Source organism: Microbispora triticiradicis (assembly GCF_005864065.1).
Lineage (GTDB): Bacteria > Actinomycetota > Actinomycetes > Streptosporangiales > Streptosporangiaceae > Microbispora > Microbispora triticiradicis.
The window spans coordinates 202,655-217,496 of sequence record NZ_VANP01000011.1 but is presented as its reverse complement, the minus strand read 5'-3'; the positions used below and the strand labels follow the sequence as shown (position 1 = coordinate 217,496).

At 72.7% G+C, this 14,842-nt stretch carries 15 protein-coding genes; 9 read left to right on the top strand and 6 right to left on the bottom strand.

The genetic code is table 11. From position 1 onward, the window contains the following. Window positions 1-16: 16 nt before the first annotated feature. The 3 genes from FED44_RS26370 to FED44_RS26360 form a co-directional block, all read right to left on the bottom strand. Window positions 17-1,315 (bottom strand): NAD(P)/FAD-dependent oxidoreductase, encoded by a 1,299-nt coding sequence (locus tag FED44_RS26370; protein WP_117409370.1) that lies wholly within the window; start codon window positions 1,313-1,315, stop codon window positions 17-19. Window positions 1,316-1,330: 15 nt separating this feature from the next. Next, entirely contained in the window at window positions 1,331-1,747 is a 417-nt protein-coding gene (locus FED44_RS26365) for an ATP-binding protein (RefSeq protein WP_244302280.1), read from the bottom strand. Between the two features lie 121 nt (window positions 1,748-1,868). Next, a complete protein-coding gene (locus tag FED44_RS26360) occupies window positions 1,869-2,648 on the bottom strand; it encodes a SigB/SigF/SigG family RNA polymerase sigma factor (protein WP_117409372.1) in 780 nt (259 codons plus the stop codon). Between the two features lie 189 nt (window positions 2,649-2,837). On the opposite strand from FED44_RS26360, the gene FED44_RS26355 reads away from it, so the two are divergent. Beyond that, window positions 2,838-3,194, top strand: coding sequence for an STAS domain-containing protein (locus FED44_RS26355; protein WP_244302279.1), 357 nt, complete (start codon window positions 2,838-2,840; stop codon window positions 3,192-3,194). Between the two features lie 131 nt (window positions 3,195-3,325). Here the strand turns inward: FED44_RS26355 and FED44_RS26350 are convergent, their stop codons facing one another. Beyond that, window positions 3,326-4,036, bottom strand: coding sequence for a GAF and ANTAR domain-containing protein (locus tag FED44_RS26350; RefSeq protein WP_117409374.1), 711 nt, complete (start codon window positions 4,034-4,036; stop codon window positions 3,326-3,328). Between the two features lie 122 nt (window positions 4,037-4,158). On the opposite strand from FED44_RS26350, the gene FED44_RS36055 reads away from it, so the two are divergent. From FED44_RS36055 to FED44_RS26330, 4 genes are all read left to right on the top strand, one after another. Continuing rightward, a complete protein-coding gene (locus tag FED44_RS36055; RefSeq protein ID WP_165900861.1) occupies window positions 4,159-4,332 on the top strand; it encodes a type II toxin-antitoxin system Phd/YefM family antitoxin in 174 nt (57 codons plus the stop codon). Window positions 4,333-4,463: 131 nt separating this feature from the next. Next, window positions 4,464-6,269: a SpoIIE family protein phosphatase gene (locus FED44_RS26340; RefSeq protein ID WP_244302278.1), complete on the top strand. Its 1,806-nt coding sequence runs from the start codon at window positions 4,464-4,466 to the stop codon at window positions 6,267-6,269. Window positions 6,270-6,417: 148 nt separating this feature from the next. Next, window positions 6,418-7,470, top strand: a complete 1,053-nt coding sequence (locus FED44_RS26335; RefSeq protein ID WP_138462385.1) for a glycosyltransferase — start codon at window positions 6,418-6,420, stop codon at window positions 7,468-7,470. Window positions 7,471-7,573: 103 nt separating this feature from the next. Then, a complete protein-coding gene (locus FED44_RS26330; RefSeq protein ID WP_154956626.1) occupies window positions 7,574-8,725 on the top strand; it encodes a glycoside hydrolase family 16 protein in 1,152 nt (383 codons plus the stop codon). Window positions 8,726-8,889: 164 nt separating this feature from the next. Here the strand turns inward: FED44_RS26330 and FED44_RS37680 are convergent, their stop codons facing one another. Beyond that, window positions 8,890-10,119 (bottom strand): PucR family transcriptional regulator, encoded by a 1,230-nt coding sequence (locus tag FED44_RS37680; protein ID WP_117409388.1) that lies wholly within the window; start codon window positions 10,117-10,119, stop codon window positions 8,890-8,892. A gap of 83 nt (window positions 10,120-10,202) precedes the next feature. On the opposite strand from FED44_RS37680, the gene FED44_RS26320 reads away from it, so the two are divergent. From FED44_RS26320 to FED44_RS26305, 4 genes are all read left to right on the top strand, one after another. Beyond that, window positions 10,203-11,114 (top strand): proline dehydrogenase family protein, encoded by a 912-nt coding sequence (locus FED44_RS26320; RefSeq protein ID WP_117409389.1) that lies wholly within the window; start codon window positions 10,203-10,205, stop codon window positions 11,112-11,114. Continuing rightward, window positions 11,114-12,787, top strand: coding sequence for an L-glutamate gamma-semialdehyde dehydrogenase (pruA, locus tag FED44_RS26315; RefSeq protein WP_117409390.1), 1,674 nt, complete (start codon window positions 11,114-11,116; stop codon window positions 12,785-12,787). Before FED44_RS26320 ends, pruA begins: the two co-directional genes overlap by 1 nt. A 190-nt stretch (window positions 12,788-12,977) precedes the next feature. Beyond that, window positions 12,978-13,121, top strand: a complete 144-nt coding sequence (locus tag FED44_RS37675) for a type II toxin-antitoxin system RelE family toxin (protein WP_244302277.1) — start codon at window positions 12,978-12,980, stop codon at window positions 13,119-13,121. A 94-nt stretch (window positions 13,122-13,215) separates the two neighbouring features. Further along, window positions 13,216-13,785 (top strand): copper chaperone PCu(A)C domain-containing protein, encoded by a 570-nt coding sequence (locus FED44_RS26305; RefSeq protein ID WP_117409379.1) that lies wholly within the window; start codon window positions 13,216-13,218, stop codon window positions 13,783-13,785. A gap of 4 nt (window positions 13,786-13,789) precedes the next feature. Here FED44_RS26305 and FED44_RS26300 read toward each other — a convergent pair whose 3' ends face one another. Continuing rightward, window positions 13,790-14,839, bottom strand: a complete 1,050-nt coding sequence (locus FED44_RS26300; RefSeq protein ID WP_117409380.1) for a hypothetical protein — start codon at window positions 14,837-14,839, stop codon at window positions 13,790-13,792. Window positions 14,840-14,842 lie beyond the last annotated feature (3 nt).

Genomic DNA, 14,842 nt, shown 5'->3' with positions numbered 1-14,842 from the left:
GCGGAGGCGGCGACGCTCAGGAGCGGGCCGACAGGGTGAACTCCTTGCGCGGTTCCTCGATGGCCCCCAGCGACACGATCTCCCTGGGGAAGAACATCCCGAGCGTCCAGTCCATGAGGATCCGGGTCTTCTTGTTGAAGGTCGGCATCCGCGTCAGGTGGTACGTGCGGTGCATGAACCACGCGGGGAACCCCCGGAGCTCCCGCCCGTAGATCTGCGCGACGCCCTTGTAGAGCCCCAGGCTCGCCACCGACCCCGCGTACTTGTGCCGGTAGGGCCGCCGGGGCTGCCCGCGCAGCGTCGCCAGCACGTTGTCGGCGAGCGTCTTCGCCTGCCGTACGGCGTGCTGGGCGTTGGGCGGGCAGAACTCCCCCGGACGGGTGAGGTCGGGGACGGCGGCGCAGTCTCCGGCGGCGAAGGCGAAGTCGGTCCCGTGCATGCGCATCGCGGCGTCGACCCTGACCCGGCCCTTCTCGTCGACCGGCAGGTCTCCGGCGCGCACCAGCGGGTGCGGCTTGACGCCGGCGGTCCAGACGAGGGTGTCGGTGTCGAACTCCTCGCCGTCGCTGAGCACGATGTGGCAGCCCTCGGCCGACTTCAGCATCGTCTTCATGCGGACCTCGATGCCCCGCTCACGCAACTGCTGGGCCGTCCACCTGCCCATGTCCGGCCCCACCTCGGGCAGGATCCGGTCGGTCGCCTCCACGAGCACCCAGCGCATGTCCGCGCGGCTGATCCCCTCGAAGTACTTGCAGGCGTCGGCGGCCATGTCCTCCAGCTCCGCCAGGGCCTCCACCCCGGCGTATCCCCCGCCGACGAAGACGAAGGTCAGCGCCCGGCGCCGGACCTCGGGGTCGGGTGTGGAGGCGGCCACGTCGAGCCTGCCGAGCACGTGGTTGCGCAGCGCGATGGCCTCTTCGATGGTCTTGAACCCGATGCCGTTGTCGGCCAGGCCGGGCACCGGCAGGAGCCGTGAGATCGACCCGGGGGCCATGACCAGGTAGTCGTACGCGATGGTGAGAGCGGGTCCCTCGTGCGGCTCGAACTCCGCCTTGCGGTCTGCCAGCCGCACCTGGGTGATCCGTCCGCTGAGGATCTGGCACCGGTTCAGCACCCGCCGGAGCGGGACGACGACGTGCCGGGCCTCGATGCTGCCGGCCGCGGCCTCCGGCAGGAAGGGCTGGTAGGTCATGTAGGAGTCGAGGTCCGCGACGGTGACGAGCGCCTCGCCGCGGCGGAGTCTGCGCTGCAGGCGCAGTGCGGTGTACATGCCGACGTATCCGCCGCCGACGATCAGAATCCGTGGGACAGCCATGGCCGTCCCCTACCCTCACTCCAGGAGGAAACGCATCACCACGGTGCTCCCACCGGGTCCGGCGGTGACACGGAGGTCGTCGCTCAGCAGGCGGGCCACCCACAGGCCCATGCCGCTGGTCGCGTTCTCGGGCGGCGGGTCGTGGCCCGGCACGGCCGGCGGACGCCACTCGCGGCCGTCGTCGTGGACCGCCACCACCAGGGCCGGTCCCTCACGCCACAGTCCCAGCCGGGCCTTCGTCGACCCTTGCGTGACCGCGTTCGTGGCGACCTCGTTGAGCGCCACGAGGAAATCGCCCAGCGCGTCTTCCGGCATGCCGCGGCGCTGCGCCTCGGCGGCGGCGAACTCACGCAGATCAGGAAGATCGGCTAAGGAGAAGGTACGCTCCCTCGCCGCTCCGGTGACGTGCGCGGGAACGCCGTCATCTTTCACGCGGTACACGCCTCCCGCCGCAATTCGGGCTATCTAAGGACCTGTGGGCTGTGGGCAGGACGAAGATACCTCGGAGCACCGCCTGAACACAGGCGGTGCTCCGGGTATCGTCGCGATCTCCTCATCCCGCGACGAGCTCCGCCCGAAGCTGGTCGAGGGTCTTGCGGAGGATCCGCGACACGTGCATCTGCGAGATGCCGAACTCCGCCGCGATCTCGGCCTGCGTCATGTTGCCGTAGAACCGCAGCAGGAGGATGTTCTTCTCCCGTTCGGGGAGAAGGTCGATGAGAGGCTTCAGCGCTTCCTTGTCCACGAGGGTGTCGAGCGCGTCGTCCTCTTCGGGGATCACGTCGCCGAGCGCGGCGGCGTCGTCGTCCGCGCCGATCGGCGCGTCCAGGGAAAGGGTGCTGTACGCCGCGGAGGCGTCCATGGTGAGGAGCATGTCCTCCTCGGACAGGCCCATCTTCTTCGCGAGTTCGGCGACGGTGGGGAACCGGCCGAGCTCCTGGGTCATGTCGGCGACGTGCCGGTTCAGCTCGGCGCGGCGCTCCTGGTAGAGGCGGGGCACCCGGACGGCCCAGGTGCGGTCGCGGAAGTGCCGCTTGACCTCACCCGTCATGGTGACCATGGCGTACCCGCGGAAGCTGTGCCCCAGGGTGGGGTCGAAGCCGTTGATGGCCTTCATGAGGCCGACGTACGCGGCCTGAAGGAGGTCTTCCATCGGCTCGCCCCGATTGAGGTACCGCCGGGCGATGTCCCTCGCCATCGGGCGGTGCATTTCGACGATCATTTCACGGAGGCGTTCCCGCCGGGCCTCGGACACGTCGTCCCGGGTGAGCTCGTCCAGGAGCTCCTCGGCGGTCGGATTGCTGGCGGTCTCTGCACGGACCTCGGCAGCCATCTGCGCAGTCCCCTCGTATTTCTTCTCGCGAGGGCGCCTACGCGGCTGGGGTGACCAGGCAGAAGGCACGCCTCGCTACAGTATCGAGACGAGGCCCTCTGCTGGACCTCTGCTTCAGTATATTGCCGCAAACTCGGGAGTTTCACCACCCCTTCCGCGCCAGTAATGTTGCGGCAGAGGAGGCGCGAGGTGTCTAACAACGGATTGCTGTCCCTGTCGTCGAGCATGGCGGGAGACATCGTGGTGATCCACGTGAACGGCGTCCTCGACGCCACCACACGTGATCAGTTCTCGGACTTCCTGGACGCGGCGGCCGACGACCACGGCCCCGACATGGTCCTCGACCTGGGCCGTGTCACCTTCATGGACTCCCGGGCGCTCGGCCTGATCGTGCATCACTGGCAGCGCTCCACCACCGCGGGCGGCAACTTCGCGCTGGTCTCCGTGCAGTACCCGAACTCCAAGGTGATGTGGGTGACGGGCCTGTCCCAGCGGCTGCCGCTGTTCGACACGCTCGACGAGGCCCTGGCCGCGTTCGCCGCCTGAACCGCCGAGCCACCCGAGCCACCCGAGCCGTTCGCACCGCTGGGCCGTTCTCGCCGCCGGCGGGTCGGCGGAGGGCCGGCGACCCGCCGCCCCGCGCCCGTGCCGGGCCGCGGGACCGTCGGGACGGGTGATCACTCCGGCGCCGCTCCCCCGTGCTTCTGCTGGTGCTCGGTGACGAGGAGCCGGGCCAGGTCGGCCACCTTGACCTGGTGGTGCTGGGACACCCGCCGGAGCTCCTCGAACGCCTCCTCGGCCGAGCAGCCGCTCTTGGACATGATGATCCCCTTGGCCTGGTCGATCACCGAGCGGCCGGCCAGCGCCTCCTGCATCTGCGCCGCGCCGGTCAGCACGTCGTCGAACTCCCAGATGTTGGCCAGCGCCACGGTCACCTGCTCGCGCAGCAGGGCCATCAGCGAGCCTCCGGAGGTGAAGACGCCGGGACGCACACCGTACAGGCCGATGATCGCGACGGCGTTGTCGACCGCGACGGGCACGACGAGGACCGAGCGCACGCCGTGCCGTACGGCGGTGGCGGCGTAACGGGACCAGCGCGACTCGCGCATCACGTCCGGGATCGACACCGGGCGTCCGCTCGTCAGCGCCTCCCTCGACGGGCCTTCCCGCAGGTCGCGCTCGCGATCGATGAGCGTGGTGAGCTCGCTGTGGGAGGCGGCGAGCAGCACCCGCTCCTCCATCCACAGCTCGGCGGTGCCGCCCGCGCAGCCGGGCACGCCCCGCGCGACCGCTTCGGTGATCCCGCGCAGGACGCTCTCCGCGGACGTGCCTTCCGTCACACGGCCGAGGGCCGCGAGGTCACGCGCGAGGATGGACGTTGTCTCCATGGTTGAAAGACCATTCCCATAGGTTCGGGGTTAATCCACGCCGGCCCGACATGCCGGCCGGGTGCCGGCAAGGGGCAGGATCCATGCCTGGGCTGCACGGTTCCAAGTGTACCGTTGGGACCATGGCTGAACGTATGAGCGTCCGAGAACTCCGGGACAACCTGGGCCGCCGCATCGACCTCGCCCACTACACCGGCGAGGCGACCATCGTGGAGCGGAACGGCGAACCACGTGCCGTCCTCGTCTCCTACGCCTCGTGGGTCGAGCAGCAGAACCGTCCCGCCTCGGCCAGGTGACGCCGATCCGCCGCTGCGCCGAATCGCTGTTCCCGCCCCGGTAGTCGATAGAGTCCGCTTCACCCCGGCTTGAAGGCCGCGGAGCACTGTGGACGAATCCGGTAGCGTCTACGTCGAGAGAGGGGGGCAGCTTGCCCGACACCGCCGAACTCGAGCGCGCGCTGAGCGGGCTCGCCGACCGCATCGCCACGCTGCGGGAGGATCCCGACCCGGCCGCGATGCTACGCGAGCTGGACGCCGCGGAGGAGCTGCTGCGCAAGGCCGTGGCCGAGGTGGCACGCAGCCGCAGGCGCAGGGACGGCGGCAGTCAGCGCGAGCAGAAGCTGCTGCGCCAGGTGTTCCGCGCACTGCCGATCCCCGTGATCATCATGGACACGGGCGGCACTGTGCGCCGCATCAACAACGAGACCACCCGCCTGCTCGGCAGCCCGGCCGGCTACCTCATCGGCCGCGCCTTCCCGCTCCTCATCGACGTGGCCGCCCGCGCGGCGTTCCGCCAGCGCCTCGCCGCCGTGCTGCACGGCGAGGACAGCGTCTCGTTCCCGACCCGTCTGGCGCACCAGGGCCGCGCCCACAACGTACGGCTGGTGCTGAGCCGCCTGCGGATGCCGGGCGAGCCGCAGGAGATGCTCGCCGGGGTCGTGCTGCCGACGGAGGTCCAGCTTCCGGAACCGGCGGCGGAGGCGGACGTCCCCGACGACACGGACCTTCTGGCGGCGGCGCGGCGGCACGAACTGCTGTCGCGGCTCACCCGGCTGCTGCTCGACGAGGAGAGCCTGCGCGAGCCGGTCGCCCTGCTGCGCGCGGCGCGGCTGCTGGCCGCGGAGACGGCCGACTGGGTGATCGCGGACGTCGCCAGGGACGGCGAGCAGGTCAGGTCGGTCGTCATCGGGCCGAGCGACCAGCCGGTCGGGCGGCTGCAGCGGACGGTCGAGGAGGCCCCGCCCGCCGCGGCGCCGGTCGTCGGGCAGGTGCTGACCACGCACAGCGGCGTCGTCCACGAGATGCTGAGCGACGACTCGCTGCTCGGCGGCGACGTGCTGCAGGCGATGCGCGCCGGCTCCCTGCTCAGCGTGCCGATCCGGACCGAAGAGGAGGTGCGCGGTGTGCTCACGCTGGTGCGCCTGCGCGAGCGGCCTCCGTTCGGCCTGGCCGACCTCGGCCTGATGGAGGAGGTGGGCCTGCACCTCGGCCTGGCGATGCAGGCGCAGCGGGGCTTCCAGCGCCGTTCGCAGGCCGCCGACACGTTGCAGACCGGGGTGCTCCCCCGGACACTGCCCGACATCCCCGGCTTCGAGATCGCGGCGGTCTACCACCCCGGCTCCGGCATGCGGGCGATCGGCGGGGAGTTCTACGACGTCTTCCCGGTCAAGAACGGCTGGGGCTTCGTCGTCGGCAGCGCGGCCGGGCGCGGCGAGGAGGCGGCGTCGGTGACCGCGATGGTCCGCAACGGGCTGCGCGTGCTGAGCGTGTGGGAGGACGACCCCGGAGAGGCGCTGCGCAAGGTCAGCGACGCGCTCGTCGCGCAGAACACGGGCCTGTTCGTGATGGCCGCGGCGGGCTTCGTGCGCGGCCGGAAGGTACGGCTGGCCTCCGCGGGCCACCACCCGGCGGCGCTGGTCCAGCCGGGCGGCGGCGTCCGCTTCTCCGAGGGCGGCGGCGTGCCGCTGGGCTTCGAGGAGGGATCGGTGCCCGCGACCGAGGACCTCACGCTGTCGGCCGGGGAGACCCTGGTGCTCTACAGCGACGGCCTGGTGGGCTCGCAGAGCCCCGCCGGGGACAACTACGGCGAGGATCGGCTCACCGAGGTCCTCGCCCGCTGCGCCGGCCAGCCGCCGAGCACGGTCGTCAAGGCGATCGAGGAGGACCACCGGGGCTTCTGCGGCACGCACGCCGTCGACGAGATCACCGTCCTCACGCTGCGCCGATCCCGCTGAGCCGGCCATCCCCGGGGCACGGGAGATCTCATGATTTTTCCCGATTAGGTGTTTAGCGCGAATCGGAGTAAGGTAAACATCATCTACATCGATCGTGCCTAGGACGCAGGCACACCTTTTCAAGCGCCTTCCTGTCTTGAGGTGTGCCATGGATATCGCGATCGTCTCCGCGCACGAACTTACTCCGGACACGCCCGCCATCGCGCGTGAGCTGGCCAGGGGCCACCGGGTGACCGTCTACACGCGGTCGAGGACGAAGGTCGACGGCGTCGAGCACGTGCCCGCCGGACCCGACGTGGAGCTGTCCGAAAACGACCTCCTCCCCTACATCCCCGACTTCAGCGCCGGCCTGGCCCAGCGGTGGCGGGAGCACCGGCCGGACATCATCCACGCGTACTCGTGGTCGAGCGGCCTGGCCGCGATCGCGGGCTCGGAGGGCCTGGACGTGCCGGTCACCCAGACCTTCCACAGCCACTACGACGACAGCCGGACCCCCGCGCCGGTGCGCCGGCTGGAGTGCGCGATCGGCCGCCGGGCCAGGGCGGTCATCGCCGCCTGCGCCGACGAGGAGTCCGAGCTGATCCGGATGGGCGTGCCCCGCCGCAACATCTCGGTCGTCCCCCACGGCATCGACGTCGAGCGCTTCCGCCGCCAGGGCCCGGCCTTCCCCCGGGGCGAGCGGCCCCGCCTGCTGCACGTGGGTCACGTGGGAGCGGAGTACGCGGTGCACGCGCTGCGGGCCGTGCCGGAGGCCGACCTGGTGATCGCCGGAGGCGACGACCAGAGCATCGAGCGGTTGCGGGCCCTCGCGGGCGAGCACGGCCTGGCGGACCGCGTGCAGATGCTCGGCATGGTCCCGCACACGGCGATGCCCAAGCTCATGCGCAGCGTCGACCTGGTGCTGTCGCTGCCGCCGACCGTCCCCACGGGCACGGCGGCGCTGGAGGCCATGGCGTGCGGCATCCCCGTCATCGCCTCGGCGTCCGGAGCCCACCTCGACTCGGTGGTGGACGGCGTGACCGGTTTCCTGACCCGGCCCGACCGCCCGCTGGAGATCGCGCACCGCATCCGCCGCCTGCTCGGCGACGCCACGCTGCGCACGGCCATCGGGTACGCGGCGGCCGACCGCGCCCGTTCCCGCTATTCGGTCGAGCGCATCAGCATGGAACTGCTCCGCGTGTACGAGAAGACGTGCGCCTGACCGGCAAGCGGCATTACCAGTTCCATCCCGTTATGAATGTCAATTCCTGTGGTTAACTCGGCTCATGTCACTTCATGGACCTGGTTCAGCTGTGGCGGCGGCGATGCTCATCGTCGCCGCCACGGCATGTTCGAGCGGGGACTCCACGAAGGTGTTCAACGCGGGCGGTGAGTCCGCGGCGCGGCCCCCCGCCTCCTCCCCCGACCTTCCCGGCTCGGCGCCCAACGCGGCCGGAGCGGGCGCCACCCGGACCTCCGGCCCCGGCGCCGCCGGATCCGGCGACGAGGCCTCCACCGGCGACAGTGCCTCCAAGGGCACCTCCAGAACCTCCTCCGGCGCCTCGGCGGAGGCCGACGGCCGGTCCGTGCACGAACTAGGCGACGAGGCCGCGGAGACGGCCGCCGAGAAGATCGCGGATGAGCCGGTCGGCCTCGGCGACCCCGCCCCCTCTTCCGGGCCGGCGCCGCGCCCGTCGCTCGTCCAGCGGGCGACGCCCACGGCCGGGCCGGGGGCCAGGAACGCCGGCAAGACCACCAGCAAGACCCCGGACGAGACCGATTCCCCGATGCGCCCCGCCCAGCCGGCGCACACCGGCCCCCGGCAGGTGGACATCGTCCAGCCGCACGACGCCTCCGACGACCCAGTGATCACCGACCGGACGGGCGGGACCGCCACGGGGAGCCGGAGCGCCGGCGACGGCAGGGCGGCCGGGTGGAGCGGCCCGGTCCTCACCGAGGACTTCGGCGACCAGCTCGACCCGTCCGGCTGGACGGCCACCGGCTCGCGCGGAGCGGGCGGCATCGGCGGCGGGGCGCTGCGCCTGACCGGCGGGACCGGCCTGGCCGGCAGGCTCACCCAGCAGTACGGCCGCTGGGAGGTGCGCCTGCGCGCCACGGAAGGCTCGGGCACCCCGGTGGTGTCGCTGCGGACGGGTGGCGGCAGCGCGGAGATCGGCCTGGCCGCGATCGGCGACCCGGGCCGGCAGGCGGCCGACGCCTTCGTCACCGTGGACGGCGGAGACCGCACCCACGGCGCGCTGCGGGCCGACTTCACGCGCTGGCACACGGTCGCCGTCGACTGGCTGCCCGACCGGGTGAGCGTCTGGCTGGACGGCGCCCGGGTCTGGGACCACACCGGCCGCGTCCCCGCCCAGCGGATGGGCCTGTCGCTCCGCAACGTCTGCGAGGGCTCGGCGGCCTGCGGCGGGACGCTGTTCGTCGACTGGCTGCGCGTCTACCGGGCCGCCCAGCGCTGACCCGCTCTCTTACGGCACCGGCGCCCCCGGCGGGGAGCCCCTGGCCCAGCGCAGGACGCGGGAGACGCGCCGGGACCGGAGGCGCCGCGCGGGACCGGTGGTGCGACGTGCGGACGTGACGTGGAACGGCCGGCGTGACAGCAGGACGCGGCGGTGCGGGCGGGTCAGCCGCCGCCGAGGAGGGCGGCGGCCTTCAGCGACAGGTGGAGCAGCAGGCGGTCCTCCCCGTCGGCGAGGTCGAGCCCGGTGAGGTGGCTCGCCTTGTCGAGCCGGTAGTACAGCGTCTGCCGGTGCACGCCGAGCGCGGCCGCCGTCTCACCGGCGTGGCCCGCGTGGTCGAGGTACGCCTCGACGCTGGCCGCGATCCGGGGCGTGAGGGCGGCCGACTCGGCGGCGAGGCCGGCGAGGTCGCGCGGGGACAGCCGGACCAGCAGACGGTAGACGCCGAGCGTGGCCCAGTCGGCGACCGGGGCGTGCCGCTCGGCGTGCTCGGCCACCCGCAGGGCCAGCAGCGCCTCGCGCCAGCTCTCCCACGCCTCGCGAGGGTCGTCGCGGGGGCCTCCGATCCCGGCGGCGAGGCCGTACAGGCCGTGCAGCAGCCCCGCGACCCGGGCCGCCTGCGCGGCGGGCGCGAGGATCGCGAGGACCGCCCCGCCCATGCCCGGCACGCCCGCCCCCGGCACGCCCGGCCCCCGCACGGCAGACCCGAACACGGCCGCCCCCGGTTCACCCGTTCCCACCCCGCCCGTCTCGGGCCCACCGATCTCCGGCCCGCCTGTCCCGAACGCGCCCACCCCGAGTTCCCCTGTTCCGGGCCCACCTGTTCCGGGCTCGATCACGTCGGGGTCGGCGAGCACGCCGCGCGGCAGCGTCCGCGGCAGGGTGGGCGGCAGGCCCGCGTCCTGCGCCGGAGTCCGGACCGCGACGGCCGTCACCGGCCCCTCGGCCACCACCCCGGCGGCGGCGCGGGCCGCGGGGTCGGCGGAGAAGAACTGGCGCAGCGGGGCGTACCGGCCCCGGGCCTGCGCCGCCAGCAGCGCGGCCACCCGGCCGACCAGGGGCCCGACGGCGGCCAGCCGCTCGTCGGTGAGCTCTCCCGACTCCAGCGCCCACAGGTATCCGTACGTCACCCCGTCGTGCCGCAGCGGCACGCACACCCGGCCGAGCACGCCGGGCAGCCCGGGGATCCGCACCGGCCCGGTCGCCGTCGCGATGCCGTACGCCTCGAAGTGGGCGCGCACCTCGTCGGAGGCGCGCCTGCGCAGTATCGACTCCTGCCGGACGCTGTCGATGTCCCCGCTCTGCGCGCCGTACGCCAGGAGGTTGAACGATCGGTCCTCAAGCGTCACCGACGCGCCGAGCAGCCGGGAGATCTCATCGACGATGTCTTGCATGCTGACATTGTTGTGCATTTGTCCAAGAATGCTGTGGCGGATGTCCGTGGAACTTTGGTGACGTGCGGATTTAGCCTGTGGCCATGCTCGGTTCCCTGCTTCTCGCGGGCTCACGCAGCCCGCTCGCCCGCCGGGCCGTGTCGGGCCTCCCGCTCACGCGCAAGGTCGTCGACCGCTTCGTGGCCGGGGAGTCCGCCACGGACGCCGTCGAGGCGGCGCGCCGCCTGACCGGTTCGGGGCTCTCCGTCACCATCGACCATCTGGGCGAGGAGGTCCGCGACTCCGGGGCCGCCGTCGCCGCCGCCAAGGCGTACGTCTCGCTGCTGGAGGCGCTGCGGCCGCTCGGCCTCGGCGACCGGGCCGAGGCGTCGGTCAAGCTGTCGGCCGTCGGGCAGGCCCTCGATCCCGGCCTGGCCCTGGAGAACGCGCGGCAGATCTGCGCCGCGGCGCGGGAGTGCGGCTCCACCGTCACCCTGGACATGGAGGACCACACCACCGTCGACGCGACGCTCGGCGCGCTGCGCACGCTGCGGGAGGACTTCCCGGAGACGGGCGTCGCGATCCAGGCGTACCTGTTCCGCAGCGAGGCCGACTGCCGCGACCTCGCCGGGTCGCGGGTGCGCCTGGTGAAGGGTGCCTACGCCGAACCCGCCTCCGTGGCCCACCAGCGCAGGACCGACGTGGACCGCGCGTACGTGCGGTGCCTGCGGGTGCTGATGGCGGGCAGCGGTTATCCCATGGTGGCCACGCACGACGACCGGCTGATGGCGATCGCCGAGTCGCTCGCGGTGAGCGCCGGGCGCGGCCCGGATGACTACGAGTTCCAGATGCTCTACGGCATCCGGGCCGACAGGCAGGCGGCGCTGGCCGCGGCCGGGTCGCGGGTGCGCGTCTACGTCCCCTATGGCGACGACTGGTACGGCTACTTCATGCGCCGCCTCGCCGAGCGCCCGGCCAACGTCGCCTTCTTCCTTCGCGCTCTGAGGGGTGGATGATGGATTCGATCACCGAGGTCCCGGTGCCGGCGAACGAGCCGGTGCACGGGTACGGGCCCGGCAGCGCCGAGCGCACTGCCCTGGAGACCCGGATCAAGGAGCTGGCCGGGGCGTCCCTCGACCTCACGATGACGATCGGCGGCGAGCGGCGCATGGCCGGCGGCGCCCCGATCGACGTCGTGCAGCCGCACAACCACGCGGCCGTGCTCGGTCGTACGGCCGACGCGACCGCGGCCGACGTCCGGGCGGCGGTGGACGCGGCGCTGGAGGCGGCGCCGCGCTGGCGGGCCCTGCCGTTCGAGGAGCGCGCGGCGGTCTTCCTGCGGGCCGCCGAGCTGCTGAGCGGCCCGTGGCGGGCCACGCTGAACGCGGCGACCATCCTCGGCCAGTCGAAGTCGGCGCAGCAGGCCGAGATCGACGCCGCCTGCGAGCTGATCGACTTCTTCCGGTTCAACGTCTCCTACGCCCGCCGGCTGCTCGCCGAGCAGCCGCAGTCGTCGCCGGGGGTGTGGAACCGGATGGAGTACCGCCCGCTGGAGGGCTTCGTTCTGGCGATCACGCCGTTCAACTTCACCTCCATCGCGGCCAACCTGCCGGCGGCGGCGGCGCTGATGGGCAACGTGGTGGTGTGGAAGCCGTCGCCGACGCAGCAGTTCTCGGCGCACTTCACCATGCGGCTGCTGGAGGCGGCCGGGCTGCCGCCCGGTGTGATCAACATGGTCACGGGCAACGGCGCGGCCGTGTCCGAGGTCGCGCTGCCGCATCCGGAGCTGGCCGGGATCCACTTCACCGGGTCGACGGCCACCTTCCAGCACCTGTGGCGCACGGTCGGGGAGAACATCGCGGGCTACCGCGGCTACCCGCGGCTCGTCGGCGAGACGGGCGGCAAGGACTTCGTCCTCGCCCACCCCTCCGCGGAGCCCGGGGCGCTGGCGACCGCGCTGCTGCGGGGGGCGTTCGAGTACCAGGGCCAGAAGTGCTCGGCGGCGTCCCGGGCGTACGTGCCGCGCTCGCTGTGGGCGCGCATGCGCGACGACTTCGTCTCGGCCGCCGAGTCGCTCACTGTCGGCGACGTGTCGGGCGACCTGTCCACGTTCATGGGCGCGGTGATCGACGCGCGGGCGTTCGCCAAGCACCGCGAGGCGATCGACCGGGCCCGCTCGACCGACTCGATCGAGCTCCTGACCGGCTCCTACGACGACTCGGCCGGCTACTTCGTGCGGCCGGCGGTGCTGGAGTGCGCCGACCCGGCCGACGAGGTCTTCGTGAAGGAGTACTTCGGCCCGATCCTCGCCGTCCACGTCTACGACGACGCCGCCTACGACGCCGTGCTCGACCAGATGGAGAGCGTCAGCCCGTACGCGCTGACGGGGTCGGTCATCGCCCAGGACCGGTACGCCGTGGAGGCGGCCACGGAGCGGCTGCGCTTCGCGGCGGGCAACTTCTACGTCAACGACAAGCCCACAGGGGCGGTCGTCGGGCAGCAGCCCTTCGGCGGGGCCAGGGCCTCGGGCACCAACGACAAGGCGGGCTCGATCTTCAACCTGATCCGGTGGGTCAACGTCCGCACGGTCAAGGAGACCTTCGTGCCGCCGGTGGTCGGCGGGCCGTACCGGGGTGACGTGCCGCAGGGCGGCTGGCAGCAGCCCGACCTGGGCACCCTCGGCTACTGACCGCGCCGCCCTCCCCCGCCACCGCTACAAAGCCGGCGGGGGATACGGGCCCCGGAGTGTGTGCTTGGCCCGCTACAACGTCCTCCTCACTCCACCGGCCCGTCGGGCTCTCGCCGCGGGTCTTCCGGACGAAGTGGCGGCCGCGGCGTGGGAACTCATCACCGGTGCGATAGCCCGAGAGCCGTGGCGAGTGGGCAAGCCCTTGCAGGAGCCGTACGAGGGCCTGCTCGTCGCCCGGCGCGGAACCTACCGCGTGGTCTACCGCATCGACGAGGACAAGCGCACGGTGACCGTCCAGGCGATCAGGAACCGCCGGGACGCCTACCGCTTCTGACGGCCGCTGCCGGAGAGTGGGCGTTTCGGGAGGTAGGAGGCGCGTTTTCGGGTACCGAGGGCGAAAGACGCTCCGCGAGCGAGCCGAGGTCGACATGCGTAGGTTCCTGGCAGCTCTTCTCATCGGGGCCGCGGCCCTGACCGCCGCCTGCTCCGACATCAAGCAGGACTGGTACACCCAGACGATCCCGCAGAACGAGGGGGCGAACGCGAACCTGCCCGGTGTGCTGCTCCGCAACGCGTTCGTCATCGGCCCGCAGACACCGGCCTCGCCCGGCGCCGACATGCCGATGTACCTGACGCTGCTGAACGAGAGCGGGCGCTCCGACCGGCTCGTGTCGGTGGACACCGGCGGCGTCTTCCAAGAGGCCCGCCTGCCGGCCGGCGGCCTGGAGGTGCCCGGCGGGAAGTACGTCGGCGGCACGGCGCTCCCCCAGGTGCTGCTCGCCGGCCTCACCCGCCCGCTGACCGCCGGCGCCGCGATCCCCATGACGTTCCGCTTCCAGAACGCGGGCGAGACGCGGGTGAACGTGCCGATCCTCCCGCCGGGCGAGTGGAGGGCGACCTACTCCCCCTGGCCCGGAGTGCCGGAGCCGTCGCCCGCACCCTCGCCCACTCGCTCGCCGACCCCGCTGCCCACGGGCGCGCCGCCCACGCAGGGCTGACCGGTCAGCGGATCGCCGGATTCGCGACGATGATCTCCTCGGCGACGGCGCGCAGGCGGGGAAGGTAGGCCGTCACCTCGCGGGCCCGGTGCCGCAGCGCGTCCGGCGACCCGGCGCCCAGGTCGGCCGCGAGGTCCGCGAACCCCGCCGCGTGCCCCGTCTCCCCCGGCGCGTCCACCGCGAGGATCTTCAGGCACCGGGCGTACGTCGCGGCGATCCAGAAGACGGCCTCGCGGTGCAGCCCCCGCAGGAGGAGGTCGCGGCTGCCGTCGACGGCCACCGGCCGGGCCGCCCCGGTGATGTCGGAGGAGAAGGGGAACGGCGTGCGGGCCACGGCCGCCGCCGCGTCGAACGCGCTCGTCATCTGGGCGAGGTGGCCGCCGATCCGCTCGCGGGTCAGGTGCGCGCAGCCGAGCAGGCCCAGCAGTTCCTCGTAGACGTCCATCCGGCCGTACGCCCGGAGCAGGTCGCGGACGGCGGGGTAGCGCAGCCGTACGGTGGGGTTGCGCAGACCGGCGGTGAGAAGCACGTGCGTCGTGATCCCCGCGGGGAACAGCCAGGCCGTGACCTGGTCGTGGAACGGCCGGTCCGGGTCGAGCGACGCGAGGCCGCCGGTGATCCTGCGCTCGGCGTCCTCGCACCGCAGGCGGACCCACCGCCGTCCGGCGAAGCCGACCGACACGGCGGCCCGGAGGCGGGCCAGCCGTCCGGTCGGGTCGGCGATCAGGGTCGCGGGGTCGTCGGCGCGGAAGGCGCCCGCCAGGTGGCAGGAGGCCAGCACGTCCGGCGCCGAGGCGATCTGGTTCCAGGACAGGTACGTGACCTCCACGAGCACCCCCTCGAACGCGATCTTTCCGAGCTTGGGGGGCGCGACGGGATCGGTGACGACCACCGTCACATCGACGTCCGACGTGGACGGCAGCACCGCGCCGGGATCCGCCCAGGCGGCCGACCCGGTCAGGAAGGCCCCGGCGAAGTTCGCGGCGGAGGCGGCCTCGGCGGCGACCCATCGGGCCGCGGCGGCCCGCGCCTCCCGGACCCGTGTCCCTCGCATGAT